The sequence below is a fragment of the Bhargavaea ullalensis genome (assembly GCF_042432615.1).
Classification (GTDB): Bacteria; Bacillota; Bacilli; order Bacillales_A; family Planococcaceae; genus Bhargavaea; species Bhargavaea ullalensis.
Map to the genome: position 1 here is coordinate 150,954 of NZ_JBHLWY010000043.1, position 19,608 is coordinate 170,561.

At 55.8% G+C, this 19,608-nt stretch carries 32 protein-coding genes; all 32 read left to right on the forward strand.

Going from position 1 to position 19,608, the window contains the following annotated elements; genetic code table 11:
- Nucleotides 1–55: 55 nt before the first annotated feature.
- The 32 genes from leuB to ACFFIY_RS12895 all read left to right on the forward strand — a co-directional run bounded on the left by leuB (nucleotide 56) and on the right by ACFFIY_RS12895 (nucleotide 19,582).
- Entirely contained in the window at nucleotides 56–1,156 is a 1,101-nt protein-coding gene (gene leuB / locus ACFFIY_RS12740) for a 3-isopropylmalate dehydrogenase (protein ID WP_354194432.1), read from the forward strand.
- 18 nt (nucleotides 1,157–1,174) lie between these two features.
- Nucleotides 1,175–2,584 (forward strand): 3-isopropylmalate dehydratase large subunit, encoded by a 1,410-nt coding sequence (gene leuC, locus ACFFIY_RS12745; RefSeq protein WP_354194434.1) that lies wholly within the window; start codon nucleotides 1,175–1,177, stop codon nucleotides 2,582–2,584.
- A 22-nt stretch (nucleotides 2,585–2,606) separates the two neighbouring features.
- Complete coding sequence (gene leuD / locus ACFFIY_RS12750) at nucleotides 2,607–3,191, forward strand: 3-isopropylmalate dehydratase small subunit (RefSeq protein WP_354194436.1); 585 nt, start codon at nucleotides 2,607–2,609, stop codon at nucleotides 3,189–3,191.
- A gap of 1,000 nt (nucleotides 3,192–4,191) precedes the next feature.
- The gene (locus ACFFIY_RS12755; RefSeq protein WP_354194438.1) at nucleotides 4,192–5,511 is read left to right on the forward strand and encodes a Na+/H+ antiporter family protein; all 1,320 of its coding nucleotides are present in this window, start codon (nucleotides 4,192–4,194) and stop codon (nucleotides 5,509–5,511) included.
- 311 nt (nucleotides 5,512–5,822) lie between these two features.
- The gene (gene rpsJ / locus ACFFIY_RS12760; protein WP_008298888.1) at nucleotides 5,823–6,131 is read left to right on the forward strand and encodes a 30S ribosomal protein S10; all 309 of its coding nucleotides are present in this window, start codon (nucleotides 5,823–5,825) and stop codon (nucleotides 6,129–6,131) included.
- Nucleotides 6,132–6,171: 40 nt separating this feature from the next.
- Nucleotides 6,172–6,798 (forward strand): 50S ribosomal protein L3, encoded by a 627-nt coding sequence (gene rplC, locus ACFFIY_RS12765; RefSeq protein ID WP_354194440.1) that lies wholly within the window; start codon nucleotides 6,172–6,174, stop codon nucleotides 6,796–6,798.
- Between the two features lie 18 nt (nucleotides 6,799–6,816).
- Entirely contained in the window at nucleotides 6,817–7,440 is a 624-nt protein-coding gene (gene rplD / locus ACFFIY_RS12770) for a 50S ribosomal protein L4 (protein ID WP_354194442.1), read from the forward strand.
- Nucleotides 7,440–7,724, forward strand: coding sequence for a 50S ribosomal protein L23 (rplW, locus tag ACFFIY_RS12775; protein ID WP_354194444.1), 285 nt, complete (start codon nucleotides 7,440–7,442; stop codon nucleotides 7,722–7,724). Before rplD ends, rplW begins: the two co-directional genes overlap by 1 nt.
- Before the next feature lie 39 nt (nucleotides 7,725–7,763).
- Nucleotides 7,764–8,594 (forward strand): 50S ribosomal protein L2, encoded by an 831-nt coding sequence (gene rplB / locus ACFFIY_RS12780; RefSeq protein WP_354194446.1) that lies wholly within the window; start codon nucleotides 7,764–7,766, stop codon nucleotides 8,592–8,594.
- A 60-nt stretch (nucleotides 8,595–8,654) separates the two neighbouring features.
- Entirely contained in the window at nucleotides 8,655–8,933 is a 279-nt protein-coding gene (rpsS, locus tag ACFFIY_RS12785) for a 30S ribosomal protein S19 (protein ID WP_354194448.1), read from the forward strand.
- Nucleotides 8,934–8,952: 19 nt separating this feature from the next.
- Nucleotides 8,953–9,297, forward strand: a complete 345-nt coding sequence (gene rplV, locus ACFFIY_RS12790; RefSeq protein WP_354194450.1) for a 50S ribosomal protein L22 — start codon at nucleotides 8,953–8,955, stop codon at nucleotides 9,295–9,297.
- Nucleotides 9,298–9,300: 3 nt separating this feature from the next.
- Complete coding sequence (gene rpsC, locus ACFFIY_RS12795) at nucleotides 9,301–9,957, forward strand: 30S ribosomal protein S3 (protein ID WP_354194452.1); 657 nt, start codon at nucleotides 9,301–9,303, stop codon at nucleotides 9,955–9,957.
- A gap of 2 nt (nucleotides 9,958–9,959) precedes the next feature.
- Complete coding sequence (rplP, locus tag ACFFIY_RS12800) at nucleotides 9,960–10,394, forward strand: 50S ribosomal protein L16 (RefSeq protein WP_354194454.1); 435 nt, start codon at nucleotides 9,960–9,962, stop codon at nucleotides 10,392–10,394.
- Nucleotides 10,384–10,584 (forward strand): 50S ribosomal protein L29, encoded by a 201-nt coding sequence (gene rpmC, locus ACFFIY_RS12805; protein WP_040225839.1) that lies wholly within the window; start codon nucleotides 10,384–10,386, stop codon nucleotides 10,582–10,584. The genes rplP and rpmC overlap by 11 nt, the downstream gene beginning before the upstream one ends.
- A gap of 17 nt (nucleotides 10,585–10,601) precedes the next feature.
- A complete protein-coding gene (rpsQ, locus tag ACFFIY_RS12810; RefSeq protein WP_354194456.1) occupies nucleotides 10,602–10,865 on the forward strand; it encodes a 30S ribosomal protein S17 in 264 nt (87 codons plus the stop codon).
- 34 nt (nucleotides 10,866–10,899) lie between these two features.
- Nucleotides 10,900–11,268 carry a 50S ribosomal protein L14 gene (rplN, locus tag ACFFIY_RS12815; RefSeq protein WP_076758830.1) on the forward strand — a complete coding sequence of 123 codons (369 nt, stop codon included), beginning with the start codon at nucleotides 10,900–10,902 and terminating at the stop codon, nucleotides 11,266–11,268.
- Nucleotides 11,269–11,304: 36 nt separating this feature from the next.
- Nucleotides 11,305–11,631 carry a 50S ribosomal protein L24 gene (gene rplX, locus ACFFIY_RS12820; RefSeq protein WP_354194459.1) on the forward strand — a complete coding sequence of 109 codons (327 nt, stop codon included), beginning with the start codon at nucleotides 11,305–11,307 and terminating at the stop codon, nucleotides 11,629–11,631.
- A 26-nt stretch (nucleotides 11,632–11,657) separates the two neighbouring features.
- On the forward strand, nucleotides 11,658–12,197 hold the full coding sequence (gene rplE / locus ACFFIY_RS12825) for a 50S ribosomal protein L5 (protein WP_354194461.1): 540 nt from the start codon (nucleotides 11,658–11,660) through the stop codon (nucleotides 12,195–12,197).
- Nucleotides 12,198–12,216: 19 nt separating this feature from the next.
- Entirely contained in the window at nucleotides 12,217–12,402 is a 186-nt protein-coding gene (locus tag ACFFIY_RS12830; RefSeq protein ID WP_008298870.1) for a type Z 30S ribosomal protein S14, read from the forward strand.
- A 30-nt stretch (nucleotides 12,403–12,432) separates the two neighbouring features.
- Entirely contained in the window at nucleotides 12,433–12,831 is a 399-nt protein-coding gene (rpsH, locus tag ACFFIY_RS12835; protein WP_076758837.1) for a 30S ribosomal protein S8, read from the forward strand.
- A gap of 30 nt (nucleotides 12,832–12,861) precedes the next feature.
- A complete protein-coding gene (gene rplF, locus ACFFIY_RS12840) occupies nucleotides 12,862–13,401 on the forward strand; it encodes a 50S ribosomal protein L6 (RefSeq protein WP_354194465.1) in 540 nt (179 codons plus the stop codon).
- A 31-nt stretch (nucleotides 13,402–13,432) separates the two neighbouring features.
- A complete protein-coding gene (rplR, locus tag ACFFIY_RS12845) occupies nucleotides 13,433–13,795 on the forward strand; it encodes a 50S ribosomal protein L18 (protein WP_354194467.1) in 363 nt (120 codons plus the stop codon).
- Between the two features lie 21 nt (nucleotides 13,796–13,816).
- Entirely contained in the window at nucleotides 13,817–14,314 is a 498-nt protein-coding gene (rpsE, locus tag ACFFIY_RS12850) for a 30S ribosomal protein S5 (RefSeq protein WP_354194469.1), read from the forward strand.
- 13 nt (nucleotides 14,315–14,327) lie between these two features.
- Nucleotides 14,328–14,507 carry a 50S ribosomal protein L30 gene (rpmD, locus tag ACFFIY_RS12855; RefSeq protein ID WP_354194471.1) on the forward strand — a complete coding sequence of 60 codons (180 nt, stop codon included), beginning with the start codon at nucleotides 14,328–14,330 and terminating at the stop codon, nucleotides 14,505–14,507.
- Between the two features lie 31 nt (nucleotides 14,508–14,538).
- Nucleotides 14,539–14,979, forward strand: coding sequence for a 50S ribosomal protein L15 (rplO, locus tag ACFFIY_RS12860; protein ID WP_354194473.1), 441 nt, complete (start codon nucleotides 14,539–14,541; stop codon nucleotides 14,977–14,979).
- Nucleotides 14,979–16,274, forward strand: coding sequence for a preprotein translocase subunit SecY (gene secY, locus ACFFIY_RS12865; RefSeq protein WP_354194475.1), 1,296 nt, complete (start codon nucleotides 14,979–14,981; stop codon nucleotides 16,272–16,274). Before rplO ends, secY begins: the two co-directional genes overlap by 1 nt.
- Before the next feature lie 56 nt (nucleotides 16,275–16,330).
- Nucleotides 16,331–16,978, forward strand: coding sequence for an adenylate kinase (locus ACFFIY_RS12870; RefSeq protein ID WP_354194477.1), 648 nt, complete (start codon nucleotides 16,331–16,333; stop codon nucleotides 16,976–16,978).
- 354 nt (nucleotides 16,979–17,332) lie between these two features.
- Nucleotides 17,333–17,551, forward strand: coding sequence for a translation initiation factor IF-1 (infA, locus tag ACFFIY_RS12875; protein ID WP_040225815.1), 219 nt, complete (start codon nucleotides 17,333–17,335; stop codon nucleotides 17,549–17,551).
- A 37-nt stretch (nucleotides 17,552–17,588) separates the two neighbouring features.
- Entirely contained in the window at nucleotides 17,589–17,702 is a 114-nt protein-coding gene (gene rpmJ / locus ACFFIY_RS12880) for a 50S ribosomal protein L36 (protein WP_076758849.1), read from the forward strand.
- Nucleotides 17,703–17,727: 25 nt separating this feature from the next.
- Nucleotides 17,728–18,093 (forward strand): 30S ribosomal protein S13, encoded by a 366-nt coding sequence (gene rpsM, locus ACFFIY_RS12885; protein ID WP_354194480.1) that lies wholly within the window; start codon nucleotides 17,728–17,730, stop codon nucleotides 18,091–18,093.
- 24 nt (nucleotides 18,094–18,117) lie between these two features.
- Entirely contained in the window at nucleotides 18,118–18,507 is a 390-nt protein-coding gene (gene rpsK / locus ACFFIY_RS12890; RefSeq protein ID WP_354194482.1) for a 30S ribosomal protein S11, read from the forward strand.
- A 133-nt stretch (nucleotides 18,508–18,640) separates the two neighbouring features.
- Nucleotides 18,641–19,582, forward strand: a complete 942-nt coding sequence (locus ACFFIY_RS12895) for a DNA-directed RNA polymerase subunit alpha (protein ID WP_354194484.1) — start codon at nucleotides 18,641–18,643, stop codon at nucleotides 19,580–19,582.
- Nucleotides 19,583–19,608 lie beyond the last annotated feature (26 nt).

Below are 19,608 nucleotides of genomic sequence, written 5' to 3' on the forward strand. Positions count from 1 at the left end.
AGGACAAATGGCCGGACAAAGCCGGTACACCCCATCACATAAGGAGGAAGAGAACATGGAAAAGACAATTGCCGTATTGCCTGGGGACGGAATCGGCCCCGAAGTGACAAGTGCCGCAGTCAAGGTGCTGAAACTCATCGCACGCCGCTACAACCACACATTCAAGATGACCTACGGACTGATCGGCGGAGCGGCAATTGACGCCCTCGGCAATCCGTTCCCGGAAGAAACGGCGGAAGCCTGCCAAGCGAGCGACGCCGTGCTGCTCGGAGCGGTCGGGGGACCGAAATGGGATGACTACCCGTCCGGCAACCGTCCGGAGAACGGGCTTCTGGCCATCCGCAAGCATTTCGGCCTGTTCGCAAACCTCCGTCCGGTGAAGGCGGTGCCGGCACTTCTCGGAGCGTCGCCGCTTAAAGAAGAAAAAGCGGCCGGCGTCGACCTGATGATCGTCCGCGAACTGACGGGCGGCCTGTACTTCGGCGAACCGAAGCGCCGCACGCACGAAGGGGCGGTCGACACGCTGAGCTATTCCCGGCAGGAGATCGAGCGCATCGTCGAAAAGGCGTTCGAGCTCGCCCGTGTGCGCAGGGGCAAAGTGACTTCCGTGGACAAGGCGAATGTTCTGGAGACGAGCCGCCTCTGGAGGGAAGTCGTCGAAGAGAAAAAAGCTTCCTACCCGGATGTCGAGGTCGAGCATCAGCTCGTGGATTCCTGTGCGATGAAGCTGATCACGAATCCGGCGGCGTTTGACGTGGTCGTCACGGAAAACATGTTCGGGGATATCCTGAGCGACGAGGCTTCCGTCATCACCGGCTCGCTCGGCATGCTGCCGTCCGCGAGCATCCGGACGGACGGCTTCGGGCTGTACGAGCCGGTCCACGGATCCGGCCCGGACATCGCCGGCAAGGGAATCGCCAATCCGGCCGCGGCCATCCTTTCCGCCGCCCTGATGCTGCGCTATTCATTCGGAATGGACACCGAAGCATCGGCGATCGAAGAGGCGGTCCAGACCGTCCTCGAAGACGGGTTCCGCACGGCGGACCTGGCGGAGAAGGATGAGCGGGCACTCACAACAGATGAATGGACAGAGCGGATTTTGGAACAGCTGGACAGCGAGGCGGTCTCGGACCACATCCTGTTCGCGTATATGTAATTCGGGAGGCGGAAGCGCATGGCAAAGACAATCATCGATAAAATCTGGGATCAGCATATCGTCTACGGAGAACCGGGGAAGCCCGACCTCCTTTATATCGACCTTCATCTGCTGCACGAAGTGACCTCACCGCAGGCATTCGAGGGACTCCGGCTGAACGGCCGCAAAGTCCGCCGCCCGGATCTCTGCTTCGCGACGGTCGACCACAACGTGCCGACGCGCAACCGGGCGGAGATCAAGGATCCCGTCTCGCGAAAGCAGATCCGCACGCTCGGCGAAAACTGCGAGGAGTTCGGCGTTCCGCTTGCGGGCGTCAACCATCCCGACCAGGGCATCGTCCACGTGATCGGACCGGAGCTCGGGCTCACCCAGCCGGGCAAGACGATCGTCTGCGGCGACTCCCATACGTCCACCCACGGAGCGTTCGGTGCACTTGCATTCGGGATCGGTACGAGTGAAGTGGAGCACGTGCTGTCCACGCAGACGCTGTGGCAGTCCCGTCCGAAGACGATGCAGATCCGCATCGATGGCGAAATCGGAGCCGGCGTGACCGCCAAAGACATCATCCTTGCCGTCATTTCAAAATTTGGCACGGATGTGGGAACCGGCCATATCGTCGAATACACCGGAGAAGCGATCCGCAAGCTTTCGATGGAAGAGCGGATGACGGTGTGCAACATGTCGATCGAGGCAGGCGCACGCGCAGGCCTCATCAGCCCGGACGAGACGACGGTCGAGTACCTCCGCGGCCGGCGTGAAGTGCCGGAGGGCGAGGCGTTTGAACAGGCGGCGGCCGGCTGGCTCGCACTCGCTTCCGATGAAGGGGCGGAGTATGACACGACGCTTTCGATCCATGCCGATGAGATCGAGCCGTTCATCACATGGGGCACGAACCCGTCGATGGGCGCCGGCATTTCCGGACAAGTGCCGCATGCGTCCGACTTTGAGAACGAAATGGACCGCGAAGGCTTCCTCCGGGCGATTGAATACATGGGGCTCGAAGAGGGCCAGAAATTCACCGAAATCCCGGTGCAGCATGTGTTCATCGGTTCCTGCACGAACGCACGCCTGAGCGACCTCCGCGCCGCGGCGAACGTCATCGGAGGCCGCACGGTGCATCCGTCGGTCACGGCGATTGTCGTGCCGGGGTCGCGCACAGTGAAAAAGCAAGCCGAAGACGAGGGGCTCGACAAGATCTTCCTTGAGGCAGGCTTTGAGTGGCGCGAGTCCGGATGCAGCATGTGCCTCGCCATGAACGACGACATCGTTCCGGCGGGCGAGCGCTGCGCCTCCACGTCGAACCGCAACTTCGAAGGCCGGCAGGGAACCGGCGCGCGGACGCATCTCATGAGCCCGGCGATGGCTGCGGCCGCCGCGATCGAAGGCCGGTTCACCGACATCCGCACGCCATCCGCCGTCCACGCCTGAGCAGAAGAAGGGAGAAAGCCAGATGAAGCCGATCAACCAAGTGACCAGCATCATGACGCCGCTCGACCGGAGCAACGTCGACACCGACCAGATCATCTCAAAGGAATTCCTGAAGCGCATCGAACGGACCGGCTTCGGAAAATACCTGTTCTACCACTGGCGCTTTGACGCCGACGGCAAGCCGAAGGAAGACTTTGTTTTGAACGATCCCCGGTTCGCAGGATCCGAAATCATCGTCGCCCGGGAAAACTTCGGCTGCGGCTCATCCCGCGAGCACGCCCCGTGGGCCATTCTGGACTACGGATTCCGCGTCGTCATCGCCCCGAGCTACGCCGACATCTTCTACAACAACTGCATGAAAAACGGCATCCTCCCGATCCGCCTGCCCGAAGAGGAAGTGGAATCCCTTCTTGAGAAAGGCAAAGACCGGCCGTGGGAAATCGCCGTCAGCCTGGGGGCCCAGACCATCACCGAACCCGACGGAGCGGTGCACCGATTCGACATCGATCCGTACTGGAAGGAAATGCTCCTCAACGGCTGGGACGAAATCGCGCTCACATTCAAATACGAAGACCACATCACGGCATACGAAAAGCAACACGCCTGATAGATGGACTCACCGGCAAGCCCTCCGACGGATGGAAGGCTTGCCGGTGTTTTATTCTGAGGGATTGCAGGCCCGGGGATCGGAGCAACGCGGAAGTGATCGGAGAGAGGGGGAGACAGGAATAAGGAAGCTGATTTCGGAGTAAGGAAGGCGATATCGGAGTAAGGGAGACAATATCGGAGTAAGGGAGACAATATCGGAGTAAGGGAGACAATATCGGAGTAAGGGAGACAATATCGGAGTAAGGAGTCCAAAATCGGAGTAAGGAAGCCAATATCGGAGTAAGGAGGCGAATATCGGAGTAAGGAAGCCAATATCGGAGTAAGGAAGCCAATATCGGAGTAAGGGAGGGAATATCGGAGTAAGGAGTCCAAAATCGGAGTAAGGAAGCCAATATCGGAGTAAGGAGGCTAAAATCGGAGTAAGGAGTCCAATTTCGGAGTAAGGGAAGCAACTTCGGAGTAAGGAGCTCAATATCGGTATGGTGTCAGTAGTATTGTGTAAACTCCATCAGTCCGCTCACTTGCCGCGGGCGTCATCTCTGCGCTCTGCGGGATCTGTGCGGCTCAACGCTTCGCTTTTGAGCCCAGACGCCGTACTTCGCGACGGCGTCTACTGACGCTTTTCGCAGGTTTCTTCTCTTTCTGTATGAAATCACAAAGAGAACCGGACAGCAACGCTTTTTCTGCGTCCAAAAGCGAAGCGTTGGAAAGCATCTCTCCATGATTCCGCTCAACCCGGCAACGCGCTCACTCACGGCGCCTATGATTCCACTCACCAAGCCAACGCGCTCACTCAAAGTCTCTATGATTCCACTCACCCCCGATTCACTCTCTTACAATACCGGAGCAAGGCACCCATCACCCGAACACCTCTCCCCATCTCCACTGCAAAGAAAAAACTTCCGGGTTGACGCCGGCACGCCGAATCTGTTAAATTAATTTCTGTACTTCATTAATTCACCACGCTAAAGCATTAAAGCGAAAAGGTCGTGTCTTTTATGAACGCAGTCATTCTGGCCGTTGCGGTCATGCTCATTCTCAGTCTGCTCCGCGTGAACGTGGTGCTGGCGCTCGCAATCGGGGCGCTTGCCGGCGGGTTCACGGGCGGCATGTCCATACATGAAACTGTTGATGCATTCACCGAGGGGCTCGGCGGCGGGGCGACGATTGCCCTCAGCTATGCGCTGCTCGGCGGGTTTGCCGTCGCCATCTCCAAGACGGGGATTCCGGAAGTGCTTGTCCGCCTGATTCTCAAGGTCGTGGGGGAAGGCGAGGAAAAGCAGCGAAAGGGACTGGCGAAGGCGCTGGTCGTCGTCGTCCTCCTGCTTATCGCAATTTCCTCACAGAACCTGATTCCGATTCACATCGCCTTCATCCCGCTGCTCGTTCCGCCGATCCTTCACATCCTCAACATGTTGAAGATCGACCGTCGCCTCATCGCGTGCGTCCTGGCGTTCGGCCTGACGGCTCCGTATATCCTGTTGCCGGTCGGATTCGGGCTGTTGTTCCATGAAGTGCTGTTCAATCAGATGCAGCTGGCCGGCCTCACGATCGACATGTCCGACATTCCGAGGGCGATGGCCATCCCGGTCGGCGGCATGTTCATCGGCCTGCTCGTCGCCGTTTTCATTTCCTACCGGAAGCCCCGTGACTACGGTGAAGAGGAGGCAGACGCCGCGAAGGGCCCCGAAGCGGATGTGCCGAAGCGCAATATCGTCTTCACCGTGATTGCGCTAGCCGCCGCGCTAGCCGCCCAGATCGGAACGGATTCCATGATCATCGGCGCCATTGCCGGGATCGCCGTCCTGTATGCGACCGGTGCCGTCCGCTGGAAGGAAGCCGACGAGCTCTTGAATCAAGGAATGAAAATGATGGCATTTGTCGGCTTCGTCATGATTGCGGCGAACGGATTCGCCGGCGTCATCCAGGCGACCGGCGACGTAGAGTCGCTCGTGCATGCGACAAGCGGCATGCTCGGCGACAACAAGACGGCGGCTGCGTTCATGATGCTCCTCGTCGGCCTGCTCGTCACGATGGGGATCGGCTCGTCATTCGCCACCATTCCGATCATCGCGGCGATCTTCGTTCCGCTCAGCATCGAGTTCGGCTTCAGCACACTCGCCATCGTCTCGCTCATCGGCACGGCCGGCGCTCTCGGGGACGCCGGATCGCCCGCATCCGACAGCACGCTCGGACCGACCGCCGGCCTCGATGTCGACGGCAAGCACAACCACATCTGGGACACATGCGTTCCGACGTTCCTCCATTATAATATCCCGCTCATCGTCTTCGGCTGGATCGCCGCCATGATCCTCTGAACGAGATCTCAACCGTCCCCGTCTTTAATCAGACGGGGACGGTTTTTATATCAAGGGGGCCTTAACTTTCAAACATTTCCCTTCTCCCTTGCATCGGGAAGCACCACCCGTTATACTATGAAAGTCCACAAAAGAGGATTTCGCATTGACAGTTGCGGAGTTCTTTATTTTTGTGTATAATGTGGAATGTTGGTCATCTGACTGCGATGAAGCGGGAGGTTGCTGACACGCCCGGCCGCTTTGCCATGGCGGGCGTGCAGGGTATTTCCGTGGAGAACTGTCTTGAAAAAAGGCGAAAGGGAGGGAAAATAATGGCAAAACAAAAAATCCGTATCCGTTTGAAAGCGTACGACCACCGCATCCTCGATCAATCTGCTGAGAAGATTGTCGAAACGGCAAAACGTTCTGGTGCAAGTGTTTCGGGTCCAATCCCGCTTCCGACAGAGCGCTCGGTCTACACGATCCTGCGTGCTGTGCACAAGTACAAAGACTCGCGTGAGCAATTCGAGATGCGTACACACAAGCGTCTGATCGACATCGTCAATCCGACGCCGAAAACGGTCGATGCTCTGATGAAGCTAGATCTGCCATCCGGCGTAGACATCGAAATCAAACTCTAATAAAACCAATACAACTTACACAATGCAGGAGGTGTGACGAATGACCAAAGGAATCTTGGGTAGAAAAATCGGCATGACACAAGTGTTCGCTGAAAACGGCGACCTCATCCCGGTAACAGTCATCGAAGCGGCGCCGAACGTCGTCCTTCAAAAGAAGACGGCTGAAACGGACGGCTACGCAGCAGTCCAGCTCGGCTTCGAAGACAAGCGCGAAAAACTCGCGAACAAACCGGAAAAAGGCCACGCAGCCAAAGCAGAAACTGCGCCTAAGCGCTTCGTTCGCGAATTCCGCGGAGAAGACTCGGCCGATTACGAAGTTGGTCAGGAAGTCAAAGTAGAAATTTTCGCAGCAGGAGATTTCGTGGACATCACGGGCACGACTAAAGGGAAAGGCTTCCAGGGTGCGATTAAGCGCCACGGCCACTCCCGCGGACCTATGAGCCACGGTTCCCGTTTCCACCGCGCACCAGGTTCGCTTGGACCGGTTGACCCGGCACGCGTCTTCAAAGGGATGAAATCCCCAGGCCGCATGGGCGGAGACACAGTGACGATCCAGAACCTCGAAGTCGTCAAAGTCGACGCAGAACGCAATCTTCTTCTCGTCAAAGGGAACGTACCGGGCGCACGCAAGTCGCTCATCAAAGTACGCGCATCCCTCAAGAAATAAGGAAAGGAGGACAACACAATGCCAAAAGTATCCGTACTGAACCAATCGGGCGCTTCCGTAGGCGAACTCGAACTGAACGAATCCGTATTCGGGATCGAGCCGAACGAAGCCGTCTTGTTTGAAGCCATCATCGCCCAGCGTGCTTCGCTGCGCCAAGGCAACCACAAAGTCAAGCATCGCGGAGAAGTAGCCGGCGGAGGCCGCAAGCCGTGGCGCCAAAAGGGCACAGGCCGCGCACGCCAAGGTTCCATCCGTTCGCCGCAGTGGCGCGGAGGCGGTACCGTATTCGGTCCTGCACCACGCAGCTACAGCTACAAATTCCCTAAAAAAGTCCGTCGTCTTGCTCTTCGTTCCGCACTTTCCACGAAAGTCCGCGAAGAAAGCCTCATCGTACTGGAAGGCCTCGCATTCGACGCGCCGAAGACAAAAGCATTCATCCAAGTGATGAACGACCTGTCTGCAGGCAAGAAAGCATTGTTCGTCACAGCCGAGCCTGACGAAAACGTGGCACTGTCCGCACGCAACATCCCGGGCGTCACAGTCGTCTCCGCAAACGGCATCAACGTTCTCGATCTCGTCGGCCATGACAAGCTCGTCATGACGAAGTCCGCGGTCGAAAAAGTAGAGGAGGTGCTTGGTTAATGGATGCACGTGATGTATTGAAGCGTCCGGTCATTACCGAGCGTTCCGCTGAAGCAATGGAAGACAAAAAATACACGTTCGATGTGGACGTCCGCGCCAACAAGACGCAAGTCAAACAGGCTGTGGAAGAAGTCTTCGGCGTCAAAGTCGAGAAAGTCAACATCATGAACGTCAAAGGCAAGTTCAAGCGTATGGGCCGTTACGGCGGATACACGAACAAACGCCGCAAAGCCATCGTCAAACTGACGGCTGACTCGAAAGACATCGAGCTCTTCGAAGCTTAATAAACGAACTTCACCCAAAATACAAGAGGAGGGAAAACAATGGCGATCAAGAAGTACAAACCGACGACGAACGGCCGACGCAACATGACGGCTTCCGACTTTGCCGAGATCACAACGGACAAGCCGGAAAAATCGCTCCTCGCGCCTAAACACCGCAAGGGCGGCCGCAACAACCAAGGCCGTACGACAGTCCGTCACCAGGGCGGCGGCCACAAGCGCCAATACCGCATCATCGACTTCCAACGTCGGAAAGACGGCATTCCAGGACGCGTTGCCACGATCGAATACGATCCGAACCGTTCTGCCAACATCGCATTGATCAACTACGTAGACGGGGAAAAGCGTTACATCCTCGCACCAAAAGGCCTCAAGGTCGGCATGCAGATCATGTCCGGTCCTGAATCCGACATCAAAGTGGGGAACGCTCTTCCACTCGAGAACATCCCGATGGGTTCGACGATCCACAACATCGAACTCAAGCCAGGAAAAGGCGGCCAGCTCGTCCGTTCCGCAGGCACATCGGCACAGTTGCTCGGCAAAGAAGGCAAGTACGTCATCGTCCGTCTGCAGTCCGGCGAAGTCCGCATGATCCTCGGCACATGCCGCGCGACAATCGGCCAGGTCGGCAACGAGCAGCACGAACTGATCAACATCGGTAAAGCCGGACGTTCCCGCTGGATGGGCAAGCGCCCGACAGTCCGCGGTTCCGTCATGAACCCGAACGATCACCCGCACGGTGGTGGGGAAGGCCGCACGCCAATCGGCCGCAAAGCACCTGTCACTCCATGGGGCAAGCCGGCACTCGGCCTCAAAACACGCAAGAAAAAAGCCAAGTCGAACGATCTCATCATTCGTCGCCGCAAAAAATAATTTGGTTACTCTGCGGTTCACGGGGTGGGCCGTGGGGCAATCACGGAGGGAGGTACCAACATGGGTCGCAGCTTGAAAAAAGGACCTTTTGTCGATGATCATCTTATGAAAAAGGTCGAAACGCAAAATGCAAACGACAAAAAGCAGGTAATCAGAACTTGGTCCCGCCGTTCGACGATCTTCCCGAACTTCGTCGGCAACACCATTGCAGTCTATGACGGACGCAAACACGTTCCGGTTTACGTCACGGAAGACATGGTCGGCCACAAACTCGGTGAATTCGCGCCATCGCGCACTTACCGCGGACACGGAGCCGACGATAAGAAAACGAAACGCTAATTGAGAGGAGGTACCCCTGATGCAACAAGCAAAAGCCATCGCCCGCACGGTCCGTATCGCTCCTCGCAAAGTTCGTCTTGTCGTCGATCTGATCCGGGGCAAGCAAATCGGTGAAGCGGTCGCCATTCTTAAACTGACTCCGAAAGCCGCATCGCCGGTTGTCGAGAAAGTATTGAAATCCGCAGTGGCAAACGCCGAGCACAACTACGACCTGGACATCAACAACCTCGTCGTCAGCGAAGTCTTCGTAGACGAAGGCCCGACGCTCAAGCGTTTCCGCCCGCGTGCACAAGGCCGTGCAAGCAAGATCAACAAACGCACCAGCCACATCACTGTCGTGGTATCCGAGAAGAAGGAGGGATAATTCGTGGGTCAAAAAGTACATCCAAATGGTATGCGACTCGGAGTCATTCGTGACTGGGAGTCCAAATGGTACGCTGAGAAAGACTACGCAGCACTGTTGCATGAAGACTTGAAGATCCGTGAGTTCATCGACGAAAGACTGAAAGACGCTTCCCTTTCCCAAGTGGAAATCGAGCGTGCAGCCAATCGCGTGAACGTCACCATCCACACTGCGAAGCCCGGCATGGTAATCGGGAAGGGCGGTTCGGAAGTCGAAGCGCTCCGCAAACAACTCAACGCACTCACAGGCAAGCGTGTGCACATCAACATCGTTGAAGTGAAGCGTGCAGATCTTGATGCGAAACTCGTCGCAGAAAACATCGCCCGCCAGCTTGAACAGCGTGCTTCGTTCCGCCGTGCACAAAAACAAGCGATCCAACGCACAATGCGCGCAGGCGCCAAAGGGATCCGCACACAAGTATCCGGCCGTCTCGGCGGTGCAGACATCGCCCGTGCCGAACACTACAGCGAAGGGACCGTTCCGCTCCATACACTCCGTGCCGACATCGACTACGCTCACGCGGAAGCCGACACAACTTACGGCAAACTCGGTGTTAAAGTATGGATTTACCGCGGCGAAGTCCTTCCTGTCAAGAAGAAATCCGAGGAAGGAGGCAACTAATCATGTTGATGCCTAAACGTGTGAAACACCGTCGTGTACACCGCGGCAAAATGCGCGGTGAAACTAAAGGCGGCGGCGAAGTGATGTTCGGCGAATACGGCCTCCAGGCTGTTGAATCCGGCTGGATCACAAACCGCCAGATCGAATCCGCACGTATCGCCATGACCCGTTACATGAAGCGTGGCGGTAAAGTATGGATCAAAATCTTCCCTCATAAGCCATATACGAAAAAACCTCTTGAAGTCCGGATGGGTTCCGGTAAAGGTGCCGTCGAAGGATGGGTGGCCGTCGTCAAGCCAGGCCGCATCATGTTCGAAATCGCAGGCGTTCCAGAAGAAACTGCCCGCGAAGCACTCCGCCTTGCCTCCCACAAACTGCCGGTGAAGAGCAAGTTCGTAAAACGCGAAGAAATTGGTGGTGAATCGAATGAAGGCTAATGAAATCCGTGAATTGACCACTGCTGAAATCGAACAAAAAGTGAAATCGCTGAAAGAAGAGCTCTTCAACCTCCGTTTCCAGCTTGCGACCGGCCAACTCGAGAACACAGCTCGCATTCGTGAGGTGCGCAAGTCGATCGCGCGCATGAAGACCGTCATTCGTCAACGCGAAATCAGCGCCAACAACTGATAAAGGAGGCTGCAAGCATGGAAGAGCGTAACAACCGTAAATCGTATACGGGCCGCGTTGTTTCCGACAAGATGGACAAAACCGTCACAGTTGTCGTTGAAACGTACAAAAAGCACCCGAAACTCGGCAAGCGCGTCAAGTACTCGAAGAAATTCAAGGCACATGACGAAAACAATGTAGCCAAAATCGGCGACGTCGTCCGCATCATGGAAACACGCCCGCTGTCTGCTACAAAGCGTTTCCGCCTGATCGAAGTCATCGAAAAAGCGGTCATCATCTGATTGAGAACTCAACCCTGAGAGGAGGTAACCCTCAATGATCCAACAAGAGAGTCGTATGAAAGTCGCTGACAACTCCGGCGCGCGTGAAGTCCTCACGATCAAAGTGCTCGGCGGTTCCGGACGCAAGACTGCGAACGTCGGCGACATCGTCGTCTGCACGGTGAAGAAAGCAACACCAGGGGGCGTTGTCAAGAAGGGCGACGTCGTCAAGGCTGTTATTGTCCGCACAAAGAGCGGCGTCCGCCGGAAAGACGGTTCCTACATCAAGTTCGACGAAAACGCATGTGTCATCGTCCGTGACGACAAGAGCCCTCGCGGAACACGGATCTTCGGACCGGTTGCGCGCGAACTCCGCGACGACAACTTCATGAAAATCATTTCGCTGGCTCCTGAAGTCCTTTAATCCATAGGGTAGTGCCAACCAAGGAGGTGCAAGAGAATGCACGTTAAAAAAGGTGATAAAGTCCAGGTGATCACAGGAAAAGACAAAGGGAAAACCGGCGTCATCCTTGCTGCATTCCCTAAGAAAGACCGTGTGATCGTGGAAGGCGTCAACATCGCCAAAAAGCACACGAAGCCGAACCAGGAAAACCCGCAGGGCGGCATCGTGAGCAAAGAAGCTGCAATCCACGTATCGAACGTCATGCTGCTCGACCCGAAATCGGGCGAACCGACTCGTGTCAGCTATAAAGTCGGCGAAGACGGCAAGAAAGTCCGCGTCGCCAAGAAATCCGGCGAAATCATCGCCGATCCATTCAAGAAATAAGCGACTAGAGGAAGGAGGTACTCCTGATGAACCGCCTGAAAGAGAAATTCAAAAGCGATATCACACCTGCTCTCATGAGCAAATTCGAATATAAATCGGTCATGCAAGTGCCGAAAATCGAAAAAATCGTCATCAACATGGGTGTCGGCGACGCTGTCCAAAACACGAAAGCACTCGATGCTGCCGTAGAGGACCTCGAAATCATCGCCGGCCAAAAGCCGATCGTCACGAAAGCGAAGAAATCCATCGCCGGCTTCCGTCTCCGCGAAGGAATGCCGATCGGAACGAAAGTAACGCTCCGCGGCGAGCGCATGTATGATTTCCTCGACAAGCTTGTCTCCATCGCCCTCCCTCGTGTGCGTGACTTCCGTGGCGTTTCCACGAAAGCATTCGACGGCCGCGGCAACTACACGCTCGGCGTGAAGGAACAGCTCATCTTCCCGGAAATTGACTACGATAAAGTTTCTAAAGTACGTGGGATGGACATCGTCATCGTCACGACTGCAAACACGGACGAAGAAGCCCGTGAACTGTTGACTCAGTTCGGCATGCCGTTCCAAAAGTAAACGAAAGGGAGGCGAAATTGTGGCTAAGAAATCCATGATCGCAAAGCAAAAGCGCACGCCTAAATACAAAGTGCAAGAGTACACCCGCTGCGAACGCTGCGGACGTCCGCACTCTGTATACCGCAAATTCAAGCTTTGCCGTATCTGTTTCCGTGAACTTGCATACAAAGGGCAACTGCCTGGCGTGAAAAAAGCCAGCTGGTAATCCCCCATTCTGGGAAGGAGGTTAAACACAATGACTATGAGTGATCCGATCGCAGATATGCTCACACGTATCCGCAACGCCAACATGGTACGCCATGAGAAACTGGAAGTTCCTGCTTCCAACATGAAAAAAGAGATTGCCGAAATCCTGAAGCGCGAAGGGTTCGTCCGTGACGTGGAATACATCGAAGATGACAAGCAAGGGGTCATCCGGATCTTCCTCAAATACGGCCAGGAAAACGAACGCGTCATCACAGGCCTCAAGCGGATCTCGAAACCGGGTCTTCGCGTCTACGCAAAGACAAACGAAATCCCTAAAGTCCTGAACGGTCTCGGCATCGCACTCGTTTCCACGTCCCAGGGTCTCCTGACGGACAAAGAAGCTCGCGCGAAGCAAGTCGGCGGCGAAGTCGTCGCATACGTCTGGTAATCAGTTACAATCGAATGGAGGTGCAACAACATGTCCCGTATTGGCAATAAGCTGATCGAAGTGCCTGAAAGCGTGACAGTCACGATTGCCGATGACAACACCGTCACGGTTAAAGGCCCGAAAGGCGAACTGACTCGTACATTCAACGAAGACATCACGATCAACCAGGAAGGCAACGTCATCACACTGACCCGCCCGACTGACAACAAACAACACCGTTCGATACACGGCACGACCCGTTCGCTTCTGAACAACATGGTCGAAGGCGTATCGAAAGGCTTCGAGAAATCCCTCGAACTCGTCGGTGTCGGTTACCGTGCGCAGAAGCAGGGCAACAAGCTGGTGCTGAACGTCGGCTACTCCCACCCGGTTGAATTCATCCCCGAAGACGGCGTTGAAATCGAAGTTCCTTCGAACACGAAGATCACCGTCCGCGGCTACAACAAAGAGCGCGTAGGCGCACTTGCATCCAACATCCGCGCGGTACGCCCGCCTGAGCCGTACAAAGGCAAAGGGATTCGCTACGAAGGCGAACAGGTACGCCGCAAAGAAGGTAAGACAGGGAAATAATGCCGCATAGGCATCGAAAGGAGTGACCACGATGATTACGAAAAAGGACAAGAACGAAGTCCGGAAAAAACGCCACGCACGCGTGCGTTCCAAAATCAGTGGCACTGCCGAGCGTCCGCGCCTGAACGTCTTCCGGTCGAACAAGCATATCTATGCTCAGCTGATCGACGATGCAAATGGCGTGACACTTGCAAGTGCATCCACTATGGACAATGGCTTCGAGGCATCTTCCTCTTCCAATACGGAAGCTGCGGCAAAAGTCGGCGAAACTATCGCGAAGAACGCTTCCGAAAAGAATATCAAGTCTGTCGTCTTCGACCGCGGAGGATACCTCTATCACGGCCGCGTCAAAGCTCTGGCAGAAGCAGCCCGTGAAAACGGTCTGGAATTTTAATAAAGAAGGAGGGACTCTTTAATGCGTCGCAATGAAGTGAAAAGTGAGTTCGAAGAACGCGTAGTAACGATCAACCGCGTAGCGAAAGTCGTCAAAGGCGGACGCCGCTTCCGTTTCACGGCACTCGTCGTCGTCGGTGACAAGAACGGCCGCGTCGGTTTCGGCACAGGAAAGGCACAGGAAGTTCCTGATGCTATCCGCAAAGCCGTTGAAGATGCGAAGAAAAACCTCATCAACGTACCGATGGTGAACGGCACAACGCCACACGAAGTACTCGGACGTTTCGGTGCAGGTTCCGTATTCATCAAGCCTGCAGCGCCAGGTACCGGTGTAATCGCGGGCGGTCCTGTCCGTGCGGTGCTTGAACTCGCAGGAATCACGGATATCCTTTCGAAATCTCTCGGCTCCAACACGCCGATCAACATGGTCCGCGCGACAATCCAGGGCCTGACAGAACTCAAGCGTGCCGAGGATGTTGCAAAACTCCGTGGCAAATCCGTAGAAGAACTGCTGGGCTGAGGGGGGAAAACTAATGGCTAAACTCGCAATCACCCTTAAGAAAAGCGTGATCGGTGCGAAACCGGCTCAACGCAAAACGGTCGAAGCACTCGGCCTCCGCAAGACGAACCAGACAGTTGAGCATGAAGACAACGCGGCAATCCGCGGCATGATCAACACGGTCAACCACCTGGTCACAGTAGAAGAAATCTAATTCAATCCATAAACAAGGAGGTGCCAGTCAAATGAAACTGCATGAACTGAAACCTGCAACGGGATCCCGTAAAGAACGCAACCGGGTAGGACGCGGACCGGGCTCCGGCAACGGCAAGACATCCGGCCGCGGTGCGAACGGCCAGAAGGCCCGTTCCGGCGGCGGTGTGCGCCTTGGCTTCGAAGGTGGGCAACTTCCTTTGTTCCAACGCCTGCCTAAGCGCGGCTTCACGAACATCAACCGCAAGGAATATGCCATCGTGAACCTCGATACGCTGAACCGCTTCGAAGAAGGCACGGAGATCACTCCAGCGCTCCTTCTCGAAACAGGCATCGTCAGCAAGGAGAAATCCGGTATCAAGGTCCTCGGCAACGGCAAGCTCGAGAAGAAGGTCACTGTGCGGGCCCACAAATTCTCTGCATCCGCCAAGGAAGCAATTGAGAACGCAGGCGGCTCCGCAGAGGTGATCTGATGTTCCAGTCCCTCTCAAACTTTATGCGCGTCCGGGAAATCCGGAGTAAAATCTTCTTTACGCTGGCATTGCTCATCGTCTTCCGGCTCGGGACGTTCATCCCGGTGCCGAACGTCGATGCGTCAGCACTCCAGGCAGCCGACGACTTCAGTCTCATCGGCTTTCTGAATACGTTCGGGGGCGGTGCGCTCGCGAACTTCTCCATCCTTGCGATGGGGATCATGCCGTACATCACGGCATCGATCATCGTCCAGCTGCTTCAGATGGATGTTGTCCCGAAATTCGCCGAATGGGCGAAACAGGGCGAGGTCGGGCGCAAGAAACTGGCCCAGTTCACCCGGTACTTCACGGTCGTCCTGGCGTTTATCCAGTCGATCGCCATGTCTTACGGCTTCAACCGCATGTATGGCGGCACGCTGATCAAAGATGACGGCTTCACGACTTACCTCGTGATTGCGGTGGTCTTGACGGCGGGTACGTCGTTCCTTCTCTGGCTCGGTGAGCAGATCACCGAGAAAGGGGTCGGCAACGGCATTTCGATCATCATCTTCGCCGGGATCGTGGCTGCGATTCCGAATGCTGCAAACCAGATCTACGCCCAGCAGATCCAGGACGCGGGTGACCGCCTGTTCCTGAACATCCTGATTCTCATCCTGCTCGTTCTTGCGGTTGTCGCCATTACGGTGGGCGTTGTGTACGTCCAGCAGGCGCTCCGGAAGATTCCGATCCAGTATGCGAAGCGCGTAACGGGCCGCGGCCGCCAACAGGCCGGCCAGCAGACCCACTTGCCATTGAAAGTAAACGCCGCGGGGGTTATTCCGGTAATCTTCGCCGTCGCGTTCATCATAACCCCCCAATCGATCGCCTCGTTCTTTGGCCAGAACAAATGGACGGCCGCGATCATTGAGATCTTCGATTATACGAAGCCGGTGGGGATGATCATCTATGTGGCGCTCATCATTGCCTTCACCTATTTCTACGCATTCGTGCAGGTCAATCCTGAGAATGTCGCAGACAACCTGAAGAAGCAGGGCGCCTACATTCCGGGCATCCGCCCGGGCAACGACACGCAAAGCTATCTGACCCGCGTACTGTATCGCTTGACCTTCGTCGGTGCAATCTTCCTCGCAGTCATCTCGGTACTGCCGATCTTCTTCATCAATCTGGCGGGGCTGCCGCAGTCCGTCCAGATCGGGGGCACCAGCCTTCTGATTGTCGTCGGGGTTGCGCTCGAAACGATGAAAGGGCTGGAAGCACAGCTCGTCAAGCGCCATTACAAAGGGTTCATGAAGTGATTGCGTGAACCGGCCGCTTTTCCGGCCGGGTACAACACTGTAGGAGGGCAAGACGTATGAATATCGTATTGATGGGCCTGCCGGGCGCCGGAAAAGGCACCCAGGCGGACAGAATTGTCGAGAAGTACGAAATCCCTCATATCTCTACAGGCGATATGTTCCGTTCCGCCATTCAGGAAGGAACGGAGCTCGGTCTTCAGGCCAAGAAGTTCATGGACGAAGGGGCGCTTGTCCCTGATGAAGTGACCATCGGCATCGTGCGCGAGCGCCTGTCGAAAGAGGACTGCGAAAGCGGAGTCCTCCTCGACGGCTTCCCGCGCACCGTCGCCCAGGCCGAAGCCCTGGACAGCATCATGTCCGAGCTTGGCCGGAAGATTGACCATGTCATCAACATCCGGGTGGAGCATGACGAACTCGTCAAACGGCTGACCGGCCGCCGCATCTGCAAAGTATGCGGGACTTCCTACCACCTTGTCTTCAACCCTCCGAAAGAAGAAGGGATCTGCGACAAGGACGGCGGGGAGCTCTACCAGCGCGCCGACGACAACCCGGAGACCGTCAACAACCGCCTGGAAGTGAATATGAAGCAGAGCGAACCATTGCTCGCCTACTACGGCGACAAAGGCGTTCTGGCCAATATCGACGGGCAGCAGGATATCGATGATGTGTTCCTCGACATCGACCGGCTGCTGTCACGCAGCTGAGCCCTTGCCGGGGCAGCATGACGATCCTGCAATGCGGCATGTGAAGTCCGGACGTGCCGGCCATCGGCAGTTTTGCCGGATGCCGGGACACGGGCCATGCAATGCCCGCCGGAACAAGGTATAATGGGTACCGTGGATCCGACCGCCCCAGGGCGGGGAACCCGCACGGCCGGCCTTTCCGGCCGACCTCATCCCGCTTGGTGTGTTTGCAGGAAAGCGCCGGGCGGGTTCCCGGAAACGGGATCCGCTGGTAGTCTTTCGGACATCTCTCATGCAGACCGGTCATATGTTGAAAGGCAAGGCATAGCGGGATGAAGAGAGACCTTAAATTTTGACCTGAAGGGATGATGATGGATGGCGAAAGATGATGTAATCGAAGTGGAAGGCAAAGTCGTCGAGACCCTGCCGAACGCAACGTTCAACGTAGAACTCGAAAACGGCCACACGATCCTGGCTCATGTTTCCGGGAAGATCCGGATGCACTATATCCGCATTCTGCCCGGTGACCGGGTGACTGTAGAACTTTCCCCCTACGATCTGACCCGTGGCCGTATCACATACCGATACAAATGATCTGAAGCACTCCGGACGATAAGGAGGTTGTAATCCGATGAAAGTAAGGCCATCTGTTAAACCGATCTGCGAAAAGTGCAAAGTCATCCGCCGTCGCGGTCGGGTTATGGTAATCTGTGAAAACCCTAAACACAAACAACGTCAAGGATAATCCCCAAGGAGGTGCACGATAGAATATGGCACGTATTGCTGGTGTAGACGTACCGCGCGACAAGCGCGTAGTCATCGCGCTCACTTATATTTTCGGTATCGGGAAAACAACTTCCCAAAAGGTACTCGCTGATGCAGGCGTTTCCGAAGACACTCGCGTCCGCGACCTGACAGACGCCGAACTCGACAAGATCCGTGAAGAGATCGACGCACTGAAAGTCGAAGGCGACCTTCGCCGCGAAAACTCCCTGAACATCAAGCGTCTGATGGAAATCGGCAGCTACCGCGGAATCCGCCACCGCCGAGGCCTTCCTGTACGCGGACAACACACGAAGAACAACGCACGTACCCGCAAAGGTCCACGCAAGACCGTCGCGAACAAGAAGAAATAATAAGCAAAGGAGGTTGCTGAACAAATGGCACGTAAACAACAAACGCGCAAACGCCGCGTGAAAAAGAATATTGAATCCGGCATCGCGCACATCCGCTCCACTTTCAACAACACGATCGTGACAATCACGGACACTCAAGGCAACGCAGTTTCCTGGTCGAGCGCAGGTGCTCTCGGATTCAAGGGTTCCCGTAAATCCACTCCGTTCGCAGCACAGATGGCAGCAGAAACTGCAGCCCGCACTTCCATGGAACACGGCATGAAAACACTTGAAGTCACTGTTAAAGGTCCTGGTGCAGGACGCGAAGCCGCAATCCGCGCACTTCAGGCTGCAGGCCTCGAAGTAACTGCAATCCGCGACGTGACTCCAGTGCCTCACAACGGCTGCCGTCCTCCAAAACGCCGCCGCGTATAATGGCTGTCCGTCCATTTGATTGAGAAACGAGATTTACGGATAAACTGGTTTGTGATCCTGCAATCGTTGTCTTGTAAGTTCGATTTCCAATAGGAACCGCCATGCATGGACGTTTTGAGGGAGGGTGAATTGAATGATCGAAATAGAAAAACCGAGGATTGAACCTGTAAAGACGGAAGAAAACAGCTACGGGAAGTTCATCATTGAACCGCTCGAGCGCGGATACGGAACCACGCTGGGGAACTCCCTGCGCCGGATCCTCCTGTCTTCGCTGCCGGGTGCAGCAGTCACTTCGATCCAGATTGACGGGGTCCTCCATGAGTTCTCCACCGTTGAGGGAGTCGTCGAAGATGTGGCGACCATCATCCTGAACGTGAAGCAGCTCGCCCTGAAAATCTACTCGGATGACGAGAAAGTCATCGAAATCGACGTGAAGGGCGACCAGGCGGTCACGGCTGCCGACATCACCCACGACAGTGATGTAGAAATCCTCAATCCGGATCTCCACATTGCGACCGTCGGCAAGAACGGCCACCTGCGCATGCGCATGTATGCACAGCGCGGACGCGGATACGTTCCGGCCGACCGGAACAAGCGTGAAGATCTGCCAATCGGCGTGATCCCGATCGACTCCATTTACACCCCAGTCTCACGCGTCAATTTCCAGGTGGAAAACACACGTGTCGGGCAGTCGTCCGATTACGATAAATTGACCCTCGACGTCTGGACCGATGGCAGCATCGGGCCGCAAGAGGCGATTTCGCTCGGGGCCAGAATCCTGACCGAGCACCTGAACATCTTCGTCGGGCTGACGGATGAAGCACAATCCGTCGAAATCATGGTGGAGAAGGAAGAAGACCAAAAGGAAAAAGTTCTGGAGATGACCATCGAGGAACTTGACCTGTCCGTCCGCTCCTACAACTGCCTGAAGCGTGCCGGCATCAACACGGTGCTGGAACTCGCGAACAAGTCCGAAGAAGAGATGATGAAAGTGCGCAACCTCGGCCGCAAGTCACTCGAAGAAGTCAAAGCGAAACTTGAAGATCTCGGGCTCGGCCTGCGCCACGAAGATTGACCTCAACGGCTTCGGCCGATCGATAT

Excerpts from the sequence above, each read along its gene's own strand:
- leuB (WP_354194432.1), top strand. The coding sequence starts at position 56 with ATGGAAAAGACAATTGCCGTATTGCCTGGGGACGGAATCGGCCCCGAA.
- leuC (WP_354194434.1), top strand. The coding sequence starts at position 1,175 with ATGGCAAAGACAATCATCGATAAAATCTGGGATCAGCATATCGTCTAC.
- leuD (WP_354194436.1), top strand. The coding sequence starts at position 2,607 with ATGAAGCCGATCAACCAAGTGACCAGCATCATGACGCCGCTCGACCGG.
- ACFFIY_RS12755 (WP_354194438.1), top strand. The coding sequence starts at position 4,192 with ATGAACGCAGTCATTCTGGCCGTTGCGGTCATGCTCATTCTCAGTCTG.
- rpsJ (WP_008298888.1), top strand. The coding sequence starts at position 5,823 with ATGGCAAAACAAAAAATCCGTATCCGTTTGAAAGCGTACGACCACCGC.
- rplC (WP_354194440.1), top strand. The coding sequence starts at position 6,172 with ATGACCAAAGGAATCTTGGGTAGAAAAATCGGCATGACACAAGTGTTC.
- rplD (WP_354194442.1), top strand. The coding sequence starts at position 6,817 with ATGCCAAAAGTATCCGTACTGAACCAATCGGGCGCTTCCGTAGGCGAA.
- rplW (WP_354194444.1), top strand. The coding sequence starts at position 7,440 with ATGGATGCACGTGATGTATTGAAGCGTCCGGTCATTACCGAGCGTTCC.
- rplB (WP_354194446.1), top strand. The coding sequence starts at position 7,764 with ATGGCGATCAAGAAGTACAAACCGACGACGAACGGCCGACGCAACATG.
- rpsS (WP_354194448.1), top strand. The coding sequence starts at position 8,655 with ATGGGTCGCAGCTTGAAAAAAGGACCTTTTGTCGATGATCATCTTATG.
- rplV (WP_354194450.1), top strand. The coding sequence starts at position 8,953 with ATGCAACAAGCAAAAGCCATCGCCCGCACGGTCCGTATCGCTCCTCGC.
- rplP (WP_354194454.1), top strand. The coding sequence starts at position 9,960 with ATGTTGATGCCTAAACGTGTGAAACACCGTCGTGTACACCGCGGCAAA.
- rpmC (WP_040225839.1), top strand. The coding sequence starts at position 10,384 with ATGAAGGCTAATGAAATCCGTGAATTGACCACTGCTGAAATCGAACAA.
- rpsQ (WP_354194456.1), top strand. The coding sequence starts at position 10,602 with ATGGAAGAGCGTAACAACCGTAAATCGTATACGGGCCGCGTTGTTTCC.
- rplN (WP_076758830.1), top strand. The coding sequence starts at position 10,900 with ATGATCCAACAAGAGAGTCGTATGAAAGTCGCTGACAACTCCGGCGCG.
- rplX (WP_354194459.1), top strand. The coding sequence starts at position 11,305 with ATGCACGTTAAAAAAGGTGATAAAGTCCAGGTGATCACAGGAAAAGAC.
- rplE (WP_354194461.1), top strand. The coding sequence starts at position 11,658 with ATGAACCGCCTGAAAGAGAAATTCAAAAGCGATATCACACCTGCTCTC.
- rpsH (WP_076758837.1), top strand. The coding sequence starts at position 12,433 with ATGACTATGAGTGATCCGATCGCAGATATGCTCACACGTATCCGCAAC.
- rplF (WP_354194465.1), top strand. The coding sequence starts at position 12,862 with ATGTCCCGTATTGGCAATAAGCTGATCGAAGTGCCTGAAAGCGTGACA.
- rplR (WP_354194467.1), top strand. The coding sequence starts at position 13,433 with ATGATTACGAAAAAGGACAAGAACGAAGTCCGGAAAAAACGCCACGCA.
- rpsE (WP_354194469.1), top strand. The coding sequence starts at position 13,817 with ATGCGTCGCAATGAAGTGAAAAGTGAGTTCGAAGAACGCGTAGTAACG.
- rpmD (WP_354194471.1), top strand. The coding sequence starts at position 14,328 with ATGGCTAAACTCGCAATCACCCTTAAGAAAAGCGTGATCGGTGCGAAA.
- rplO (WP_354194473.1), top strand. The coding sequence starts at position 14,539 with ATGAAACTGCATGAACTGAAACCTGCAACGGGATCCCGTAAAGAACGC.
- secY (WP_354194475.1), top strand. The coding sequence starts at position 14,979 with ATGTTCCAGTCCCTCTCAAACTTTATGCGCGTCCGGGAAATCCGGAGT.
- ACFFIY_RS12870 (WP_354194477.1), top strand. The coding sequence starts at position 16,331 with ATGAATATCGTATTGATGGGCCTGCCGGGCGCCGGAAAAGGCACCCAG.
- infA (WP_040225815.1), top strand. The coding sequence starts at position 17,333 with ATGGCGAAAGATGATGTAATCGAAGTGGAAGGCAAAGTCGTCGAGACC.
- rpmJ (WP_076758849.1), top strand. The coding sequence starts at position 17,589 with ATGAAAGTAAGGCCATCTGTTAAACCGATCTGCGAAAAGTGCAAAGTC.
- rpsM (WP_354194480.1), top strand. The coding sequence starts at position 17,728 with ATGGCACGTATTGCTGGTGTAGACGTACCGCGCGACAAGCGCGTAGTC.
- rpsK (WP_354194482.1), top strand. The coding sequence starts at position 18,118 with ATGGCACGTAAACAACAAACGCGCAAACGCCGCGTGAAAAAGAATATT.
- ACFFIY_RS12895 (WP_354194484.1), top strand. The coding sequence starts at position 18,641 with ATGATCGAAATAGAAAAACCGAGGATTGAACCTGTAAAGACGGAAGAA.